We start from the raw sequence: 16251 nt of genomic DNA on the forward strand, positions 1-16251 counted from the left end.
GGGTGCTATGCCTAGTCGGGATAACACAAATAATAAGGCTATTTTGTACAGAGCTGAAGTGCTTGCACGCTTTTTCATCGCTATTTTCGGCGGCTATTACGTGACTGTTTTAGCTTCATCTTTGTTGGCTTTAACTTTACCTACTCCGCGCCTAGATGCGCTGTTATATGCATTAACAACTGGCATCGTCTTTTACGCCATTGTCTTTATTTGGGTGTTTGGATGCCGCTCTTTTAAAAAGGTATTTCTTGGCATGATCGGACTACTTTGTATTCTTTACGGTACTTTGACGCATTTTGGAGGCTCCCTGTGAGAGAGTCATTTTTCCGCAGTATGACTTGGCTACACACTTGGGTTGGTTTACTCGTTTGTTGGTTGCTGTTTTTAATCTTTTTTGCCGGTACAGCGAGTTTTTTCAGACATGAGATCAGTCTGTGGGCACAACCTGCGACACATCATCTACCTCATTACGATAGCGCTCAACAAAATGAAACCGTCAAAAAGAGTATCGAGCGGTTTCAAGATATAGCACCAAACGCAGAATCTTGGCGTATTGAAATGCCAACGGAGCGTCGCCCCAGCTTGCTACTGATGTACTCAGAAAAGCCAGCAGAAGGAGAAAGGCGCGGAAAACGCCACTCGGAGTATCTTGACCCAGTAACGCTGGAGGCACTTCCTGAGTTTAGAGAGACTAAAGGTGGTAACTTTTTCTACCGTCTGCATTTTGACTTGCATTACATGAACGCGATCACCGCGCGTTGGATTGTCTGTTTTGCAACTCTGTTTATGCTGATTGCGCTTATTTCTGGCATAGTGATCCATAAGCGCATTTTCAAAGACCTATTCCAATTTAGAAACGGGAAAGGGTTGAGAAGTTGGCTAGACGCCCACAATCTCTCTTCCGTGGTGGCATTACCGTTTCATATTATGATCACTTATACTGGCTTAGTGACGCTTATCTTTATGTTGCTGCCACAACCTGCCGAGCAGCGCTTTGAAGATACAAAAACGCTCCGAGCCGAACGCTACCCCTTTCTTGCTGCGATCCCTGAAACAGGACAACCATTGAAGGAGCTCGCATTAAATACAGCGTTAGATCATTATTTTACTAACTCAGGCGACGCACCGCTTCGCCGCATTGTGATCTCATCGCTAGGAGATGCAAGTGCAACAATTAAGCTTTATGCCAATGCTCAACGTGCTGTTCAAGATGATCCACCAAGCTGGATGTATAGCGCGGCATCAGGAGAGTTGTTAAAAACACACAATGTGACACTGTCTGGCGCAGAAAATCTTTACGGCGGAATGATAGCACTGCACACCGGGCGGTTAGCAGAGCCGCTTTTGCGTTGGTTATACTTTGTTGCTGGATTAGCAGGATGTGCCATGATTGCAACGGGTGCGGTTATGTGGGCAAAAAGACTGCGCCAAAAGCTCAAAGGTGATGACAAGCCGGGTGTAGGCCTTAGGCTTGTGGAGTCGCTCAATTTAGGCACCATTATGGGTCTGCCAGCCGCAACGGCGATGTTCTTTTATGCAAACCGATTGCTTCCAGTGGAATTAGCGGGGCGTGCAGACAAAGAAGTTCTGGCGTTCTTTGTTACGTGGGGAGTATTCACTCTGGCTGCTCTCTTTAAGTCGGATAGACTAGCGTGGCGGCTATCTGCGAAAGTGAATGCAATCGTGTGGGGCTTACTGCCTGTCGTAAATATGCTAACCACTGATAGCAGTCTTGTGAGCTATTTCATTAATGGTCAGTGGGTATTATTTGGTTTTGATGTGATGGCTATTGGTATCGCGTTCGGTTTCTTGGTTCAAGCCAAAAAGCTCGGCAGTACCAAAGCAGCACCAGCGACACCACGTCGCCAAGCAAAACATGAGGTAAACGCCTAATGGAATGGCTAACGTTTTTACTTTGTCTGCTAGCGTTTATGGGTTTTGCAGTAGCAAAACCCAATCACTATAAAGAAGTATTTGGTACACGTCCAAAAGGAAACATAACAAACCAATTAACCATTGCCGGCTGGCTTTGCCTCAGCGGCAGCTTGGCACTTGCTCTTAAAACTCAAGGGGCCTACGGTAGCTTAGAGTTTATCGGTTATATGACCTTGGCAGTATTACTACTTATCGCTATCTTTGCGACCAAACCTAGTTACTTCAGATCACTATTTTACCTAGTCATTACCGCTATGCTGCTCAGTACGCTGTATTGGATCATATTTTAACTAAGGCGCCACTAATGGCGCCTTTTTTAGATCACAATTTTACTAACATTCCTTTGTTAACTCTTTGAAACCACATCATTTAGCATAAAATATCAGCAATAATGGCGGTATACACCGCAAATTTACTAACTTAAACTAAGGTAAGTTAGTAAAATCGTGATCTAATGAGCTCAATTAGCTTAATTAGCTTAATCAGTTAGTAAAAATATGATCTGATAGTCTTGTTTTCGGACTAGCTTAGTAAAATCCTGATCTAAGCGCCAAAGGAATACTATTGGTTAGTTAAATTCTGATCCAGAAAACGAGAAGAGTAACTCAGCTCTGCTCCGAGCTTAAGTTTTATCTTACCTTCAAGGTCTATAGCGCTCTATGCTGCGCTAAAAAGTCACGGGTCAGTTCGTTGGCTTGAATAATTTCTTCTGGTGACATTTTTCCCTCGAGATCTCTGATAGTCCACTCAACTCTGCCAAATACCTCACTGTTACTCACCACTTCTACAAAAAAGTAAGCAAAAGCGAGAGACTTAACATAATCCTGCCCACCAGTTTGTGGATCTAAGTGTTGAAAGCCAGAGATAAGCTTTAGCATCGAACTCTCACCACCTTGAAGTGCGACCTTGTGCGCTAAGCGATACTTAGTCGTGATAAATGCTTGTCGACGCGAAACTTGTTCATCTCTTGGGACATCTTTTAACTTCAGCTCATCAACCAGCTCAACGTCGCCCAGTAGCCAAAGCAAAGACACCGCTTTATCTGAGCCCTTTTCAGCAGCTTCTATCAACATGTCAACATAAGGGCCATCGCGATCTGCGATGCCTAAGCACATTTTAAATTTTCTATGCATACTATCTATGATTTCATAGTACTCATCATTAGCATGCGCTCGCTCAGCCCAAGTATCGAGTTCGCTCTGCGTTTTAGGCACTCTTCTGCATATTCTTATGTTGTTTGCATTTTGAAATAGACGCTCACGATCTAAATGATCCGATTGGGTTATGACTTCATTACTTACAGTTTTCTTGCTCGCATAAGCTTCTATTATGGAAGGTTTTTCAACGACATTAATATCGTTACTTGCCGGTATTTTATGAGTATTTTCGTACAAGCTCAGAGAAAATAGAATGCAAAGGCTAATAAAAATGACTATTACCGCTAACTTTTTCAATCAACAACCACTCCCAACTCTTCATGATTTACACAGAGATATAATTAGGTGAACCAGAATTAACTACTTACTGCTATCCAACAATAACTCGTGCTATATTCTTTCGACAAAAAGCTTTTCATAAAAAAACAGCCGAACTAAGTTACTGATAATAAACAATGTAAGTAACTCATGATACCCCCTTAAATATAAAGTTCTTATAAAACAAAAGGATTATGTATGCAGAGTGTACATTTAAAAGTAAGTAATAGCTTTGCTCTAGCACTTCTTCTTACAGCTTCATTTGCTCAAGCTCAAAATGAATTACCACAGTCTTATTTCAACCTCTCTGAAATTGGACAATTTGAAAAAGTTTTACATGCAGAGAAAAAACCAAATGGAGAGCATGAAATAGTATTAGTCGACACAATCGACAATTCTAATTATGTGACTTTCTTAGTCAAAAAAGATGATCGTTTTATCGTTAATCAAAGAATGTTACTTGGTGCAGCTACAAGTAAACATGTACTTGTTACTGTAAATAACACCGGGTCTCAGTTTTTAGTCTTAGCAGCAGAAAATCGATTATTAGTTATTGATACTAATAGTAAAACTCTTATTAATTCGACTGAAATATCAACGTCTCCCATTGTTTCTTTGCAAAAATCGCCGTGGAAACAAAGCGAGGTGTTGATTACAACAGCTAGTTCAATATACGCAGTATCCATCGACAGTAATACCGAAGTTCGAAAACTATCTGATGTTGGTGGTAGCATGCTCGCAGGTAGCTTTACTGCTGAGAATCGTAAACAGATATTGCTGTCCACAGGAGCTATCTATGAGCTCATCGCGGAACAGTTAACGGTGGTGGGTAATGCCAATGCAAATGTATTATCTGGCAAAAACTTCTTAAAGACTTTAGATGAAAATAAGGACGGTATTCACGAAATCTTAATGCAAAATGACGCTGATTCTCAAGTTGAGATCTTTGATAGTATTTCTCAACGAATTGAAGCTATTTTCGGACTGCCAGATGAGCACCGAATAGTCCATCCAATAAATCAAACAGAAACTGATAAGTTGATAACTTGGTCATCGAGCACAAGAGGCCTCGAACGGCAGTTTGAGCGATACCGATACTGTGTTAGAGACTTAAAAAGAAATGCTCCCGCAGCAAAATGCTATCGCTTCGATCATGACCTTAGATACGTCCATCGTTTTATAACCTACTATGGAGACATCACTTTCGATGGTAAAGTAGATTTGATTTATACTACTGAATTTAACCGTCAAAACATTATTTTTGATACTCATGTCGCTTCACAGCAAGCCATGTTACCAGAATATGATGTTCGCTGTATGCATTCTCAGCAGAATATGATTGAGGATGTCAACAACGATCAAGCGCAATTATCTTGCCACTCCAAAACGCTTTTTGAAAGTGCAATGAGCGGGGGAACTTACACCAAGAACATGAGAACCAAAATCAGCTTACAAAACAGCGATACACTCTCAAGGTATACGTATGATTCTGAATTTGCCGAGTACCTCACAAGCAAAAAGTTTGAATTTTATGATGATTTCAACAACGATGGAAAGCTAGATAAACTCTTCTATACGTATTTGCTACTCGACAAATATCCTCATCGCTTCATTGTTACCACTCAAGAAGAAGCCAATGAAAACAGTCTAGATAGTGTTACTCTCCCTCTAGAGTTTCATGTCGAACCACTTAAAAAGCTTGTCTACGCAAGAACGATAGAGAGCCATCTATTGCATGGGTTATATGTTCAAGTGCAGGATTCTACATGGTATTACCAATTTGATTCAGAATTTCAGCAAATTGGTGACGGGTCATATGTCGACATAGCATCTGCAGCATACCATGAAGAAATTGGCACTTATGCCTTAACGAAAGATGGTGCCATTCTTGTGATCAATACAAGCGAAACTCCACTTCCAATCACAAAAGTGTGTGAAGGTGATGTGCCGGTCGGGTTACACCAAAGTGGCCCACATTCACTGATCTATTCTTGCAGTACAAAGTTCGGCCAGCTTGATACATTTTCTCAGCAAATAGATTGGGAAATCAATGGGGTTGCCAATAACGGCTATGTTAATACTTCGGTAGTGAACGATAGTAAGTTTTTGGTGACATCTGGATCCGCTCCCCAAGTGTTTGAAATCGCAAAAGGTCAGCCAAATCAGGAAGTAATACCGCCACTCGACTATAGAGTTCATATTAGCGAGCAATTATCTATTACGCTACCAGAAAAACATGAAAATACCTCCTACGCTTTCACAAATTTCACCCGTCATGGGGAGCTAAGCTCAATAGATCCTGCACCTAGTCAGCGCTTTTTATATCAGCCACAGTCTCTTGGCCATGAATACTTAGAATATAGTGCAACGCAGGGAGAGTGGGAAGTCGCAAAAGGGGATGTCAACATTGAAGTCTACAATGCCCAACCACAAATAAACAATATTGAAGTGGCTACTCACTGGAATAAGCCCTTAAAGATTACATTACCTGCAGAAGACGACGATTCAACATCTTTAAGCTATTCCTTGCTAAATAAAGAAAATATCGAAGGGCTCACATGGCTTGATAGAGAAGCCGGGATTTTACTATTTACACCCACATCTTGTTGCGGTGACGTCCATATACAATACAAAGTAAATGATGGTTATGTGGACTCTGAAACTGGCATTGTATCGATTAAACTCACCAACAGCACACCAACCGCCGAGAACTTAGCGTTTGATGCTGTACGAAATGAGCTGACAACAATTAAACTTGATGGTAACGATGCTGACTCAGACCTACTTATTTACACTGTGAGTAACCCAAATAAGCTTGCAAATTTCATTCTTGATAGCCAAACAGGGGTGGTAAAATTTACAGCGAATGAAAGTACACCACAAAGTTTCCACTTTGAGTACTTTGTATCTGATGGTTTCGCAAACTCAGAAACTAAGATGGTTGAAATCAGTGTGAAAAATCAGCCAAAAACACCACCAGAGAAAAGCTCTGGCAACATGCATATGCTTTTACTTATTTTTCTCCTAGGGACCTTCGTCCTGAGATCCCCAAAGCGTTTGTTAACCTTTAAAAAAGGTTAAATCTGATGTAGGAGCTCATTGAGCTCCTACCATTTTTTCTCGGCTTTATTCCAATCCAGCTGCATATCCCACACGTATCGGTGCTCTGGCTCTAGAGGCTGTTGAGAATCATCGACTTGTTCAAGCACATTGCGTGCTTTTACTATAGTGGCGTCACGACCGAATAGGTAACTTTGCTCTTTGACAATAGTTAAATAGGCTTTATTTAGTGCCAGCGCACGTGGTTTTGATGGTGTGATCAATTCATAAAGGTTTTTCGCAGACTGCACTTTTTTGCTGTTTACCGTACCATCCTTGTTAAACCAGCGCATTAGCATCTCTTGGTTTTGCCTAAACTCATCCCCACCGCCAACACGCATCATATAGGTCAAGAACTCGCCCTGCTCTTCGCCTTTGTTAGGTACGTCTTGCATCTCTTTTAAATTGATATAACCCCAACCCAGTTTGCCTTCAACTTTACGCGCAAACGAGAAGGTTTGGTCATAGGTTGAGCCAATGGTTTTGTGACAACCATTACAAAAAGCAAGCTCTTGCTCATGTTGCGGACGAAGCGCACCATTTTTGTCTTCAATATAACCGTTAATTGTCCAACCGAAGTTGTTATTGATCCCTTGGTCGCCCAAATAAAGCGTTTGTGGGTAATTTTCGAATGACTTTTCTTTAGCTTCTCTGTAGTAAGCAGCACCGAGTGATTGTTTGGATTTAAAGTTGTGCTTCTTCATGTAGCGCACTTCTTTCATTCTTGGCGCATTAAATACTTGGCCATTATCATCCACTCCAATATACCGAACGGTGTGTAAGAATTCAGTGTCTTGTGGATATAACTGATGAGCAAGCTCGATAGGATTGGCATCACCAAGGTAACGTTCACTGCGCAGCATGCTGGTGATCTGTGTGAGTTTGCCATCACCATTTAAATCTACGCCAACTCGCGATTCAGAAATCACTGGCGTTGATATTTCGTCAAGCCCCTTTACAGCCATTTCAACCAGACTTAAGTTGGCAAGATAGACGTCCTGATTATACGTTTCGCCCTTTTCTCTGAAGGCGTCAGCAAGACGGATCATGACATCCCCCGTCGAGCCATTGGTTGGCCAAAAAGTACTAGGAAAAGGCTTATAATTGAATGCCACCCAGCCACTGCCGTCTTTTGCTATACCAAGCTCATCGAAGGCTTTTTCTGGATATGCCAAGTTGTTAAGCGGGGTGATCTCACCTTTCCAGTCGGGGTTATTTTTTAGTTTTTCGATGAAAGGGCTGTAATTATCTTGGTTGACCCAGTTAGTAATATCTTGATCTGAGATACCTTTGATAAGCTCAGAACGATCTTTGAACAAATTTTTCCAGTGGTTTTTAAATCCGAGATCGGAAAACTCATAGGCGCCTTGTAAATTGGCATCGCGCATCATGTTTGGTCGGTTTTTTTCATCATATGATTGATGGCAGGCATAGCAAGGGTTATTCACGCCATCCGTTTTGGTGTAACACTGAGGTGGGATCACTGACTCGGGGTTATAGACTTCATTGTGCTGCATAAACGCGGTCGCAGGAATGTCATCACCCTGTTTATAAGGTGCTGTAGCTTGCGCCGACATAAGTGCGGTATTGGTTAGCCCTTGAGTCTGTTCATCATTACAACCAAACAAGGCTACGCTCGTCAATGCCACTAGAGTTAGGCTAACGTATTTCATTTTTATGACTCCAAAATTTTGCTAAAAAAAAAGCAGCGCACCATGAAGTGCGCTGCTACTTGCTTAATTATTTTGCTTTAGGGTCATAAAGCCAAAGCGTGTTGTTTTCTTGGAAGCCATCTTCACCAATGATGATGCGACCATCTTCCATTACGATTACGTTATCAGGCTGCGAAAGCTGATTGACGTCACAACGCTCAGCGCCAGTTAGTGACGAGCGGTAAGTTGCACCCATGACAACCGGTTCAATGCGAGTTAAGTTATAGTTGTTATCGATATGAGCACGGTATACACCGCCACAATCTTTAACACGCGCAGAAAGCTGCATGTCACCTTCGCCATCAATCATGGTGTTGTCGATATCAGAGATGCCAATATACATATAGGCTTTATCTACCACCTCACCGGCCACAACATCTTGACCAGTTACCGCCTCAAGTACGCGGTTATGGTTGATGCTTAAGCCTTCAAGTTTACGCCATTCAGCCGTAGCGCCTTTTTGGCGTGCAGCCTGACGAGACTCTAGGAAGATAGCGCGGTTGTCCATCGCTTTACCTGCCGTTACTTTACCGCCACCGTTTGCAACTGTTGGATAAGTAGCAGCACCTTCTGCCCACGCTTTTACATCAGCAACAGACAGATAGCTTGTTTGACCTTCAACATAGTCAGTCTCATTGATGCCGTCGTATTCGGCCACCCAAGTTTCAATCTGTGCATTACTGCCGCTACCAAGCTCAACCCAGCTAATGTCAAAGCCAGTTACAGCCGGATCGGTAAGGCCTGCATCTTGAGTTAGCTTTGCTGCGTATAGGGTACCTGCACTTAAGTCTTCTGGTTGATCTGCAACAAATTTAAATAATACGCCACCGGTATCATCTTGTGAGGAATAGACAGTACGACGGTCAGGCATTACAACTGAGTTTTCATGCTCATAACGACCGATTGTAAAGTGTTTTACAACATCAGGCGTTTCGGTTGTAGGATTTTTGATTTCTGCAATGTAACCGTAGCGATAAGGGTTAGGGAAATCAGGTGCCATTAACGCTTCCATTGTGTCGTTACCTGTTTCAGCAGGATTATTCCACTGGGGATCTTGAGTAGTATCCACAGCCGACCAGACAATCCATTCTTCCGAAGTCAGCGGTGTGCCCCAAGGTGATACTGAACCAAAGCAGTTAGCAGCAGTGCCTTTAACACCGTCGAAGTCTACCATCATGGCTTCTTCGATTGACCATTTACCCGTTGTCGCTTTACTCATTTTCAAACGACTGACACCACCTGGGTACGCTTCCCAATTTGTGAATAGGTAACCTGTGTTTGCATCGACTGGAATATAACCATTGAAATCAGGGTTATCATTTTTAATGATTTCTTCACCAGTTGAGATGCTGTAATGTACACCCAAGCCACCCGCTAACCCCTTAGTGCCAAGGTTTGCAAATGTATCACCTGTTTGGCCTAGAATTTGATATTGACCAATTGCAGAAATCACGGTTTGTTGTTCCATGGTCGAAGCAGGAACTGGCGCGCTTGGGATATTTGCAGGTAGATTATTAAAGTTCACACCGGTTAGTACACCGACAGTACCCGTATTGAATGGCTTGCTATTGAACTTATCAGTAGCTGTGTTGGTATCATTTGGGTGCTGAACATTGAAGAACAAGTCACCCCCTTCAGAAAGAAATAGACCTGTTACTTCAGCACCAGCTGGGACGGTTGCGATGCGAACAAGGCCAGGTACGCTGTAACTACCATCACGACCATTTTGGCCGTCTTGTCCATTTTGACCGTCCTGGCCGTCAGTACCATTTTGTCCATTTGTGCCGTTTGTACCATTTGAGCCATTAGTACCGTTTGCACCATCTTGGCCAGCAGTGCCCTGCTCACCTTGAGGACCCGCAGGACCTTGTGCTCCGTCGTCACCATCACAGGCTGTAAGTGCCATTGCAACTGCCGCTGCAATAAGAGAATATGCTACACGCTTCATGAGTTACTCCAGTTCCTAAGTATTATTTTTTGTAAAGCGTGCAACAGTGTGAAGTGTTCCTGTTACAGTTGACTGAATGATTTATTAACCATTTCCTACAGGAATAAGACACTTAGACTCAACCTACATACAGCCTCCCTTCTGTTAGTAAGTTAAAATACCCATAAAAGGAACTTTAGTGTAAAGGGGGTTTACACTATTCTTTTTGAACGGGTTTGTGTCTCATATAGATAAGTTCATTGGTGTTAAAACCATATTGTTCTGACATGGTTTTAAACTTGTTCATTACGGTATCGGACACTTTAGGTGCTCTAGAAAGCAACCAAAGGTAATCACGGTTGTAGCTGGTAACAAATGCATATTGGTAATCCTCATCTAACTCGAATACCACATAACTGCCATAAAACGGACCAAAAAATGACACTTTCAGATGCGCTATTTCATCATTTGCAACAAACTTAGCTTTGCCAATCGCTTCTTTCCATTCCCCTTCCTCTGTTACATATCCCTTATTGACGACTTTAATTGAACCATCGGGATTTTGGCTATACGTCGCCGTGACATTCTGCATGCCCCTTTCAAATGAATGATCTAATCGCGCGATTTCATACCAGGTGCCTGTGTAACGCTCAACATTAAAGTCTTTAACTGGTTTGATGCCCTCAGGCAGCCCTGTGCATGCTGAAACTACAAACACCAAAATCACCGTGAAAAATAACTGACGTACTTTCATATAAGTTCTCCATATTCCATCTTAATGTCATACGTAGTAACCAAGCACTAAGATTAACGATAGGTTCGATTTTTACCTAGTAAGAATAAAATTTAAATTGAGACCCTTACCATGCCAATTTCACCTTATTTATTTTAAACTTACGTGCAAATAAATAGATCGCAGCAAAGTATGATGAATACAGCACAGAGCAAAAAAATACTAACTCATGGTTTGGGTGTAGCAACGGGTAAAGTTGCGTTTTATATTGAACATCCACCAAGCATAGAACCTTATAATAATTTGATGCAAGTCAGTGCGTTAGCCAATAGGGAGATCGAACATATTAATGCGCATTGCGGCAATGGTTGGCGGAAAATCTTCAATGTTTTTGCCAAGTTCTTATTTGCTGCAAGGCTGCCAGATCACGATATTACTAACTATTCAACTTGGCAGTCATATCGTGATAGCGCATTACTTCAAGCTTCAAGTCAAGAAGCCCTGCTCTTCTCAACGCCTGATTTTTCAGCAAAAACATACGATTGGCATATTATTGCAGGACGCACCTACGCGAAATCATTGCTCAGAGATCAGATTTTTACTAACAATCTAATTTGGCTAGATGATGAGTTCGCCGTTGACTATAACTTGCGCCTTATCATTTCGCCATTTTTGGATTATCGCCAACTTAGTAATATAAAAATCAATAAGTTAGCGTGGATAATAAGACAAGGTTAGATATTAGGCGACAACTGAACTGCATACCAATTCGTGAATAGATCAAATTTTTACTAAGTAAAATACTGATCTACCTTCCGTATCACAGTCATTGAGATCAGAGTTTTACTAACTTTTTAGAAGTTATAGATAGATAAAGCGCGGTGACGTCAGCAGCAGAACAGCAATTGACTAGGTATAGATCACTATTTTACTAACTTAATACAAGCTACTTTGAAAGAGTAAGAAAGGAAAAGCCAAACCCGAACGTGACCTGGCTTATTTATCCGAAGATCAGGTTATTTAGATAAAAAAAGCTACTGTTTATCTACCACAAAGCCCGCAAAGCCAAGGGCTTTAAAGAAAGGTTTGGCGATGCCAAAACCTGCGGTGTCTAGCAGTTCAGCAAGGCGCATTTTATCCACGGGGTAAAATTCATGCTCTAAATTCACCCTCATGCGCTGCTCGCCAACATCAGTCAGCCCAAGTTGTTTGCAAACGATTAATTGCGCTTCACGTTCAAAGCTTGTCGCAGGTTTTTCTAAGTCGGCAATAAAAAGACGCCCATCCGACTTTAGCTGCTCACTCATTTGCTTAAACAAGCTTGCTTTATCACCGTTATCTTTTACAAAGTGCATCACCAGCAAGCACAGTACCGCATCCGCTTGATAGGCCTGTGGTGAAATCGCGCCATGATGGATCTGCACGCGCTCCTGTAGGCCTAACTTAGTAAAATGCTGATCTGCAATTGCCAACATATCAGCAGATACATCTTGCGCTATAAACCGCCAACTCGGGTTTAGCTGAGCAAGCTCTACAATTTCTTTGCCTGTCCCTGCACCCACAACCAAAATGGTTGCGCTATCTGGGTAAAGTGCTAAAAGTTGTGCCCCAGTAAGTTGGTGAATTAACGCATAGCCCGGCACTAATTTTGTGATCCTCGAGTCGTAGTTTTGGGCTTCTTCGCCCGTAAAAGTCGGCATCCAAATTTCCTTATGTTTGTGGTACTAAATTTAAAGATGAGTAGCCTCCCGGCTGTTTATTCACATGGATACGGGTGGCGATCCGCTCGCTCATCTGAGCAACATGCGAGATCACTCCAACCTTGCGGCCTTGTGATTGCAACGCGTCTAGTGCATCAATCGCGACACCTAGCGTCTCAGGGTCTAACGTACCAAACCCTTCATCAATGAATAATGAATGTATTTGCACTTTATTTGATGAAAGTGCAGCAAGTCCAAGTGCTAAAGATAAAGATACCAAGAAGGACTCTCCTCCAGACAAGGTGTTGACGCTACGTTGTTCGTCAGCCATGTCTTTATCTATCACCGCAATTTCTAAAGACTGCTCAATATTGGTAAGCAGATAACGTCTAGAAAGCGTATGCAATTGCTGGTTAGCATACTGCAATAAGATTTTTAACGTTTGTGTTTGCGCCCAATTACGCAGCTTTTTGCCTGTTGCGTCGCCTAATAGCTTATCTAACAAATGCCATTGCTCGTAGTCTTGTTGCTGCTGAGCGAGATTTGCCGCTTGCAAAGAGAATTGTTGTTTATTCTGAGCATCGACCTCTAATGCACTTTGCACTTGTAGCAACTGATTTTGAGTTTGCTCAAGTGCTTGCGTCGTCTCGGCATGACTTAGTTTCACTTGTTCACTATCAACTCCATCAGGGTATTTACTTTCAAGTTGGCTGAGTTCTTCACGCTGATGACTAAGCTGCAGCTTAGTGTTTTGAAAAGCTTGCTGAACTTGCGCACACTTTTCTAAATTCGCTCGAGCTTCATCTAACGAAACCTCAAGTAATGCTAATACTTTTACTTTGTCTAGCTGCCCCTGCTGGTCGAGCAACCATTGTTCAAAGCGCACATCAAGTTGCTGCAACCGCAATGTTTGCTCGGCAATTTGCTTTTCTAGCTGCGTCAGGCTGTGCTGAGCCTTTTCACGCTGTGCTTCGGTTTGGCTCAGCGCCAGCTGGGTTTGTGTGATCTGCTCTCGGCTTTGCTGTTCTTGCTGCTTAAGCTCTGCAATCCAATCATCCAAGCTGGTGTGCTGCTGTGGTAAGTATTCAGCACGTTCGTGATTGAGGCGTTCAATATTCTGCTGATGTTGTATAAGCGTATGTTCTAATTCTTCAAGCCGCTGCGCCTCATCTTGTTTTTGTTGACTGACAAGATGTAATTGATGCTCAAGCTGAACTTTATTCGCCGTTAATACATCTGTACGCTCGGTGGTTTTTAGCCAAGTTTGCACCCCTGTTTTAAGTTGGCTGATGGCAGCTTGAGGAGATGAATCAAAGTCTTGCCACCACGACTTATCGGAAATTAACGCTTCAAGCCGACTGCGTAAGGCATCCACTGTCTGTGATAGCTGATCATATTCGGTTCGCAAAAAGGCAATATGATTACCTAAATCATGGTGCTGCTGCTGAAGTGCCTGCCCTTTATGTTTAGCCTGCTCGAGGTGTTGTTGTGCCTGCTGAACCGATTGCCACTGGCGGTCGATATCATTGCGTAACTTGGATAGTTCATTTAGCCGTGACTGTATATTCTCCAGTTGCAATTCAGCTTGCTCAGCGCTGCCAACTTTATACTCATCATTTAACGTATCTAGTCGAGCGCGATTCTCATTTATTTGCTTAGTGCAGTGAGCAATTTCCTGACTGACGGACTGCCATAGTGCATTTTCACGCTCTTTTTCACCGACTTGTTGGTTATAACGCTGCAACACCTGTTCCCGAGCTTGCTCAGCAGCTTGATACTGAGACCGGAAATCCGATAGTAACTGTTCCCAATGGGCATCGATATGCTCCACACCATAAGGATGTTCTTTTGAGCCACACACCATACATTCTTGCCCTGCTCGCAGTTGAGAACGTAAATCGCTGATCCGCTCACTTGCGCGTAACTGCACTTGCTCCAAGTTATCACGAGTTAGGGCTAGACGCTGTTTAGACAACTCATCTTGCTGCTTGGTATCTCGGATCAGTATCTCAAGCCTTTCCAAGCCAATATGATGCTGAGTTTGTTGCGATCGTAACTGATGCAGCAAGGCATCCCCTTCTTCAATACTACGATAGGCTTGCACGCATAGAGACCAGTCCTGCAATGCCAAATTTAGGTCTTGTTGAGTCAAAGGTGCGAGTGCTTCTTTTAACGCGGAGAGCACGCTGGCTTCGGTATCGTAAACCTTTTGTAGGTGCTGTACCTCAGCCTCATGTTTGCTCAATTGTGTACCTAGCGCTTGCTGTTCGTTCGGTAATTTTTGCAACTGGGTTTCATGATCGTTGCGTTGTTGTTGGTACTTTTGCAGATCATCGAATTGAGGTTGAACCACGCTCCATTGCCTAGCAATATTGCTAACTGAGTGCAAATTCGCTTGCTCATGCTCTAGTTGCTGTAATTCAGTAGCGATCTCGCCTTGTTGTACTTGATACTTCTGTATCGCAGCTTCATGTTGCGCAATAAGATTAGCGTGCTTATCAAGATAGGGCTTAGTTTCTCGTTCTTGCGCTTTGTGTAGGCTCAGCTTTTCATCCAATATACGAATGGTGTTAAAGCTTGCTTCTAACTTTACAAAATTGGTTTGCTGCGTAATAAGCTGCTGTTCCAGTTGCTGCTGCTTTGCTTTTAGTGTTGCAATAGCGGATACAAAATCTTGTTGCTGCAGTGCTAGCCGCTCTTGAGATAGCTGCGCAACGCGCTTATCCGCCAGCTCATGCTGCTCACGATTATCACGCATCTCATTGGCTTTTAAGACTTGATGCGCATATTCCTGCTGTGGCTTCCCCTCTTCTATTTGCTGCTCAAGCGTTTTTAGCCTGTGTTCCACCTCAGCTATTTTTTGCTTTCTTAGCTCGACATCCGCGAGCCATTGCAGCTGAGCTTGCAGCTTTGTGCTTGTCTCTTGTTGTCGATTTCTTGTATTAATCAACGCCAACTTCTGTGCTTCAAGTTCTGCAAGCTGCTCTGGTGACAAGAGCACAATTTGACCTAGCCTATCTTGCAGGGATTGCAGCTCGACTTTCTTTTGTTTGTGCGCTTCAAAAACCGCTTTACCGATATTGCTGAACTTTTCGGTACCCGTAAGACATTCTAGTAACTGAGCCCGTTCATCTCCCCCAGCCTTCAAAAACGCGGAGAATTCATGCTGAGCAAGCAGCACGGCTCGAGTAAACTGTTCAAAGTTAAGCCCGACTAGCTGTTCGATTTTTTGTTCTGTTTCTTTTTTCTTCTCACAGACTAGGGTCATATCAGGTAGGCTGAACAACTCAATAGTGGCGGTTTTCAAATTACCTTTAGGGCTTTTTCTAGCGCGCTCTACTGACCAAATAGCTTGATAACGTTTGCTATCTTGAGCAATAAAAACCACGCTAGCAGATGCCGCAACACAACCCCGACGCAATAGGTTTCGCGGGTCGTTTAACTTAATATTATCGCCATTAAAGGCAACTTTCTCTTTGTCGTCCGATTTTAACCGTGCGGTTTTGCCATAAAATGCAAGACAAACCGCATCCAGTAAAGTGCTTTTTCCCGCCCCTGTATCACCAGTAATGGCATAAAGACCTGTGTCTTTGAGTGGTGCCGCAGTAAAGTCGACTTCTGCACTTTCTATAGAGGCAAGGTTGGTGATTAATATTTTTTCAAGTTTCAT

The 16251-nt window shown here is 42.8% G+C and carries 11 protein-coding genes; 5 read left to right on the forward strand and 6 right to left on the reverse strand.

The features are described from left to right. Positions 1-7: 7 nt before the first annotated feature. Genes NO992_RS17215 through NO992_RS17225 form a run of 3 tightly spaced genes read left to right on the forward strand, consistent with a single transcriptional unit; the run spans position 8 to position 2225 of the window. Positions 8-313: a hypothetical protein gene (locus NO992_RS17215; RefSeq protein WP_010605602.1), complete on the forward strand. Its 306-nt coding sequence runs from the start codon at positions 8-10 to the stop codon at positions 311-313. Further along, complete coding sequence (locus NO992_RS17220; protein WP_371379268.1) at positions 310-1893, forward strand: PepSY-associated TM helix domain-containing protein; 1584 nt, start codon at positions 310-312, stop codon at positions 1891-1893. The genes NO992_RS17215 and NO992_RS17220 overlap by 4 nt, the downstream gene beginning before the upstream one ends. Beyond that, the gene (locus NO992_RS17225; protein ID WP_010376049.1) at positions 1893-2225 is read left to right on the forward strand and encodes a DUF3325 domain-containing protein; all 333 of its coding nucleotides are present in this window, start codon (positions 1893-1895) and stop codon (positions 2223-2225) included. Before NO992_RS17220 ends, NO992_RS17225 begins: the two co-directional genes overlap by 1 nt. A gap of 357 nt (positions 2226-2582) precedes the next feature. Here the strand turns inward: NO992_RS17225 and NO992_RS17230 are convergent, their stop codons facing one another. Next, positions 2583-3389 (reverse strand): hypothetical protein, encoded by an 807-nt coding sequence (locus NO992_RS17230; RefSeq protein WP_151201445.1) that lies wholly within the window; start codon positions 3387-3389, stop codon positions 2583-2585. Between the two features lie 219 nt (positions 3390-3608). Here NO992_RS17230 and NO992_RS17235 point away from each other — a divergent pair, with 219 nt between their 5' ends. Beyond that, the gene (locus NO992_RS17235) at positions 3609-6491 is read left to right on the forward strand and encodes an Ig-like domain-containing protein (protein ID WP_371379274.1); all 2883 of its coding nucleotides are present in this window, start codon (positions 3609-3611) and stop codon (positions 6489-6491) included. Positions 6492-6517: 26 nt separating this feature from the next. Here NO992_RS17235 and NO992_RS17240 read toward each other — a convergent pair whose 3' ends face one another. The 3 genes from NO992_RS17240 to NO992_RS17250 all read right to left on the reverse strand — a co-directional run bounded on the left by NO992_RS17240 (position 6518) and on the right by NO992_RS17250 (position 10902). Then, positions 6518-8182 (reverse strand): hypothetical protein, encoded by a 1665-nt coding sequence (locus tag NO992_RS17240; protein WP_340549095.1) that lies wholly within the window; start codon positions 8180-8182, stop codon positions 6518-6520. Between the two features lie 67 nt (positions 8183-8249). Continuing rightward, the gene (locus NO992_RS17245; protein WP_017216939.1) at positions 8250-10169 is read right to left on the reverse strand and encodes an alkaline phosphatase PhoX; all 1920 of its coding nucleotides are present in this window, start codon (positions 10167-10169) and stop codon (positions 8250-8252) included. A 196-nt stretch (positions 10170-10365) separates the two neighbouring features. Next, positions 10366-10902, reverse strand: coding sequence for a lipocalin family protein (locus NO992_RS17250; RefSeq protein WP_371379279.1), 537 nt, complete (start codon positions 10900-10902; stop codon positions 10366-10368). A 174-nt stretch (positions 10903-11076) separates the two neighbouring features. Here NO992_RS17250 and NO992_RS17255 point away from each other — a divergent pair, with 174 nt between their 5' ends. Continuing rightward, complete coding sequence (locus tag NO992_RS17255) at positions 11077-11619, forward strand: hypothetical protein (RefSeq protein ID WP_371379384.1); 543 nt, start codon at positions 11077-11079, stop codon at positions 11617-11619. A 296-nt stretch (positions 11620-11915) separates the two neighbouring features. On the opposite strand, the gene NO992_RS17260 is transcribed toward NO992_RS17255, so the two are convergent. Together NO992_RS17260 and NO992_RS17265 are read right to left on the reverse strand one after the other, a co-directional pair. After that, positions 11916-12581, reverse strand: coding sequence for a class I SAM-dependent methyltransferase (locus NO992_RS17260; protein ID WP_069021006.1), 666 nt, complete (start codon positions 12579-12581; stop codon positions 11916-11918). 10 nt (positions 12582-12591) lie between these two features. Beyond that, positions 12592-16251 (reverse strand): AAA family ATPase, encoded by a 3660-nt coding sequence (locus NO992_RS17265; protein WP_371379282.1) that lies wholly within the window; start codon positions 16249-16251, stop codon positions 12592-12594.

The organism is Pseudoalteromonas sp. DY56-GL79 (assembly GCF_041414765.1).
Taxonomy (GTDB): Bacteria; Pseudomonadota; Gammaproteobacteria; order Enterobacterales; family Alteromonadaceae; genus Pseudoalteromonas; species Pseudoalteromonas piscicida.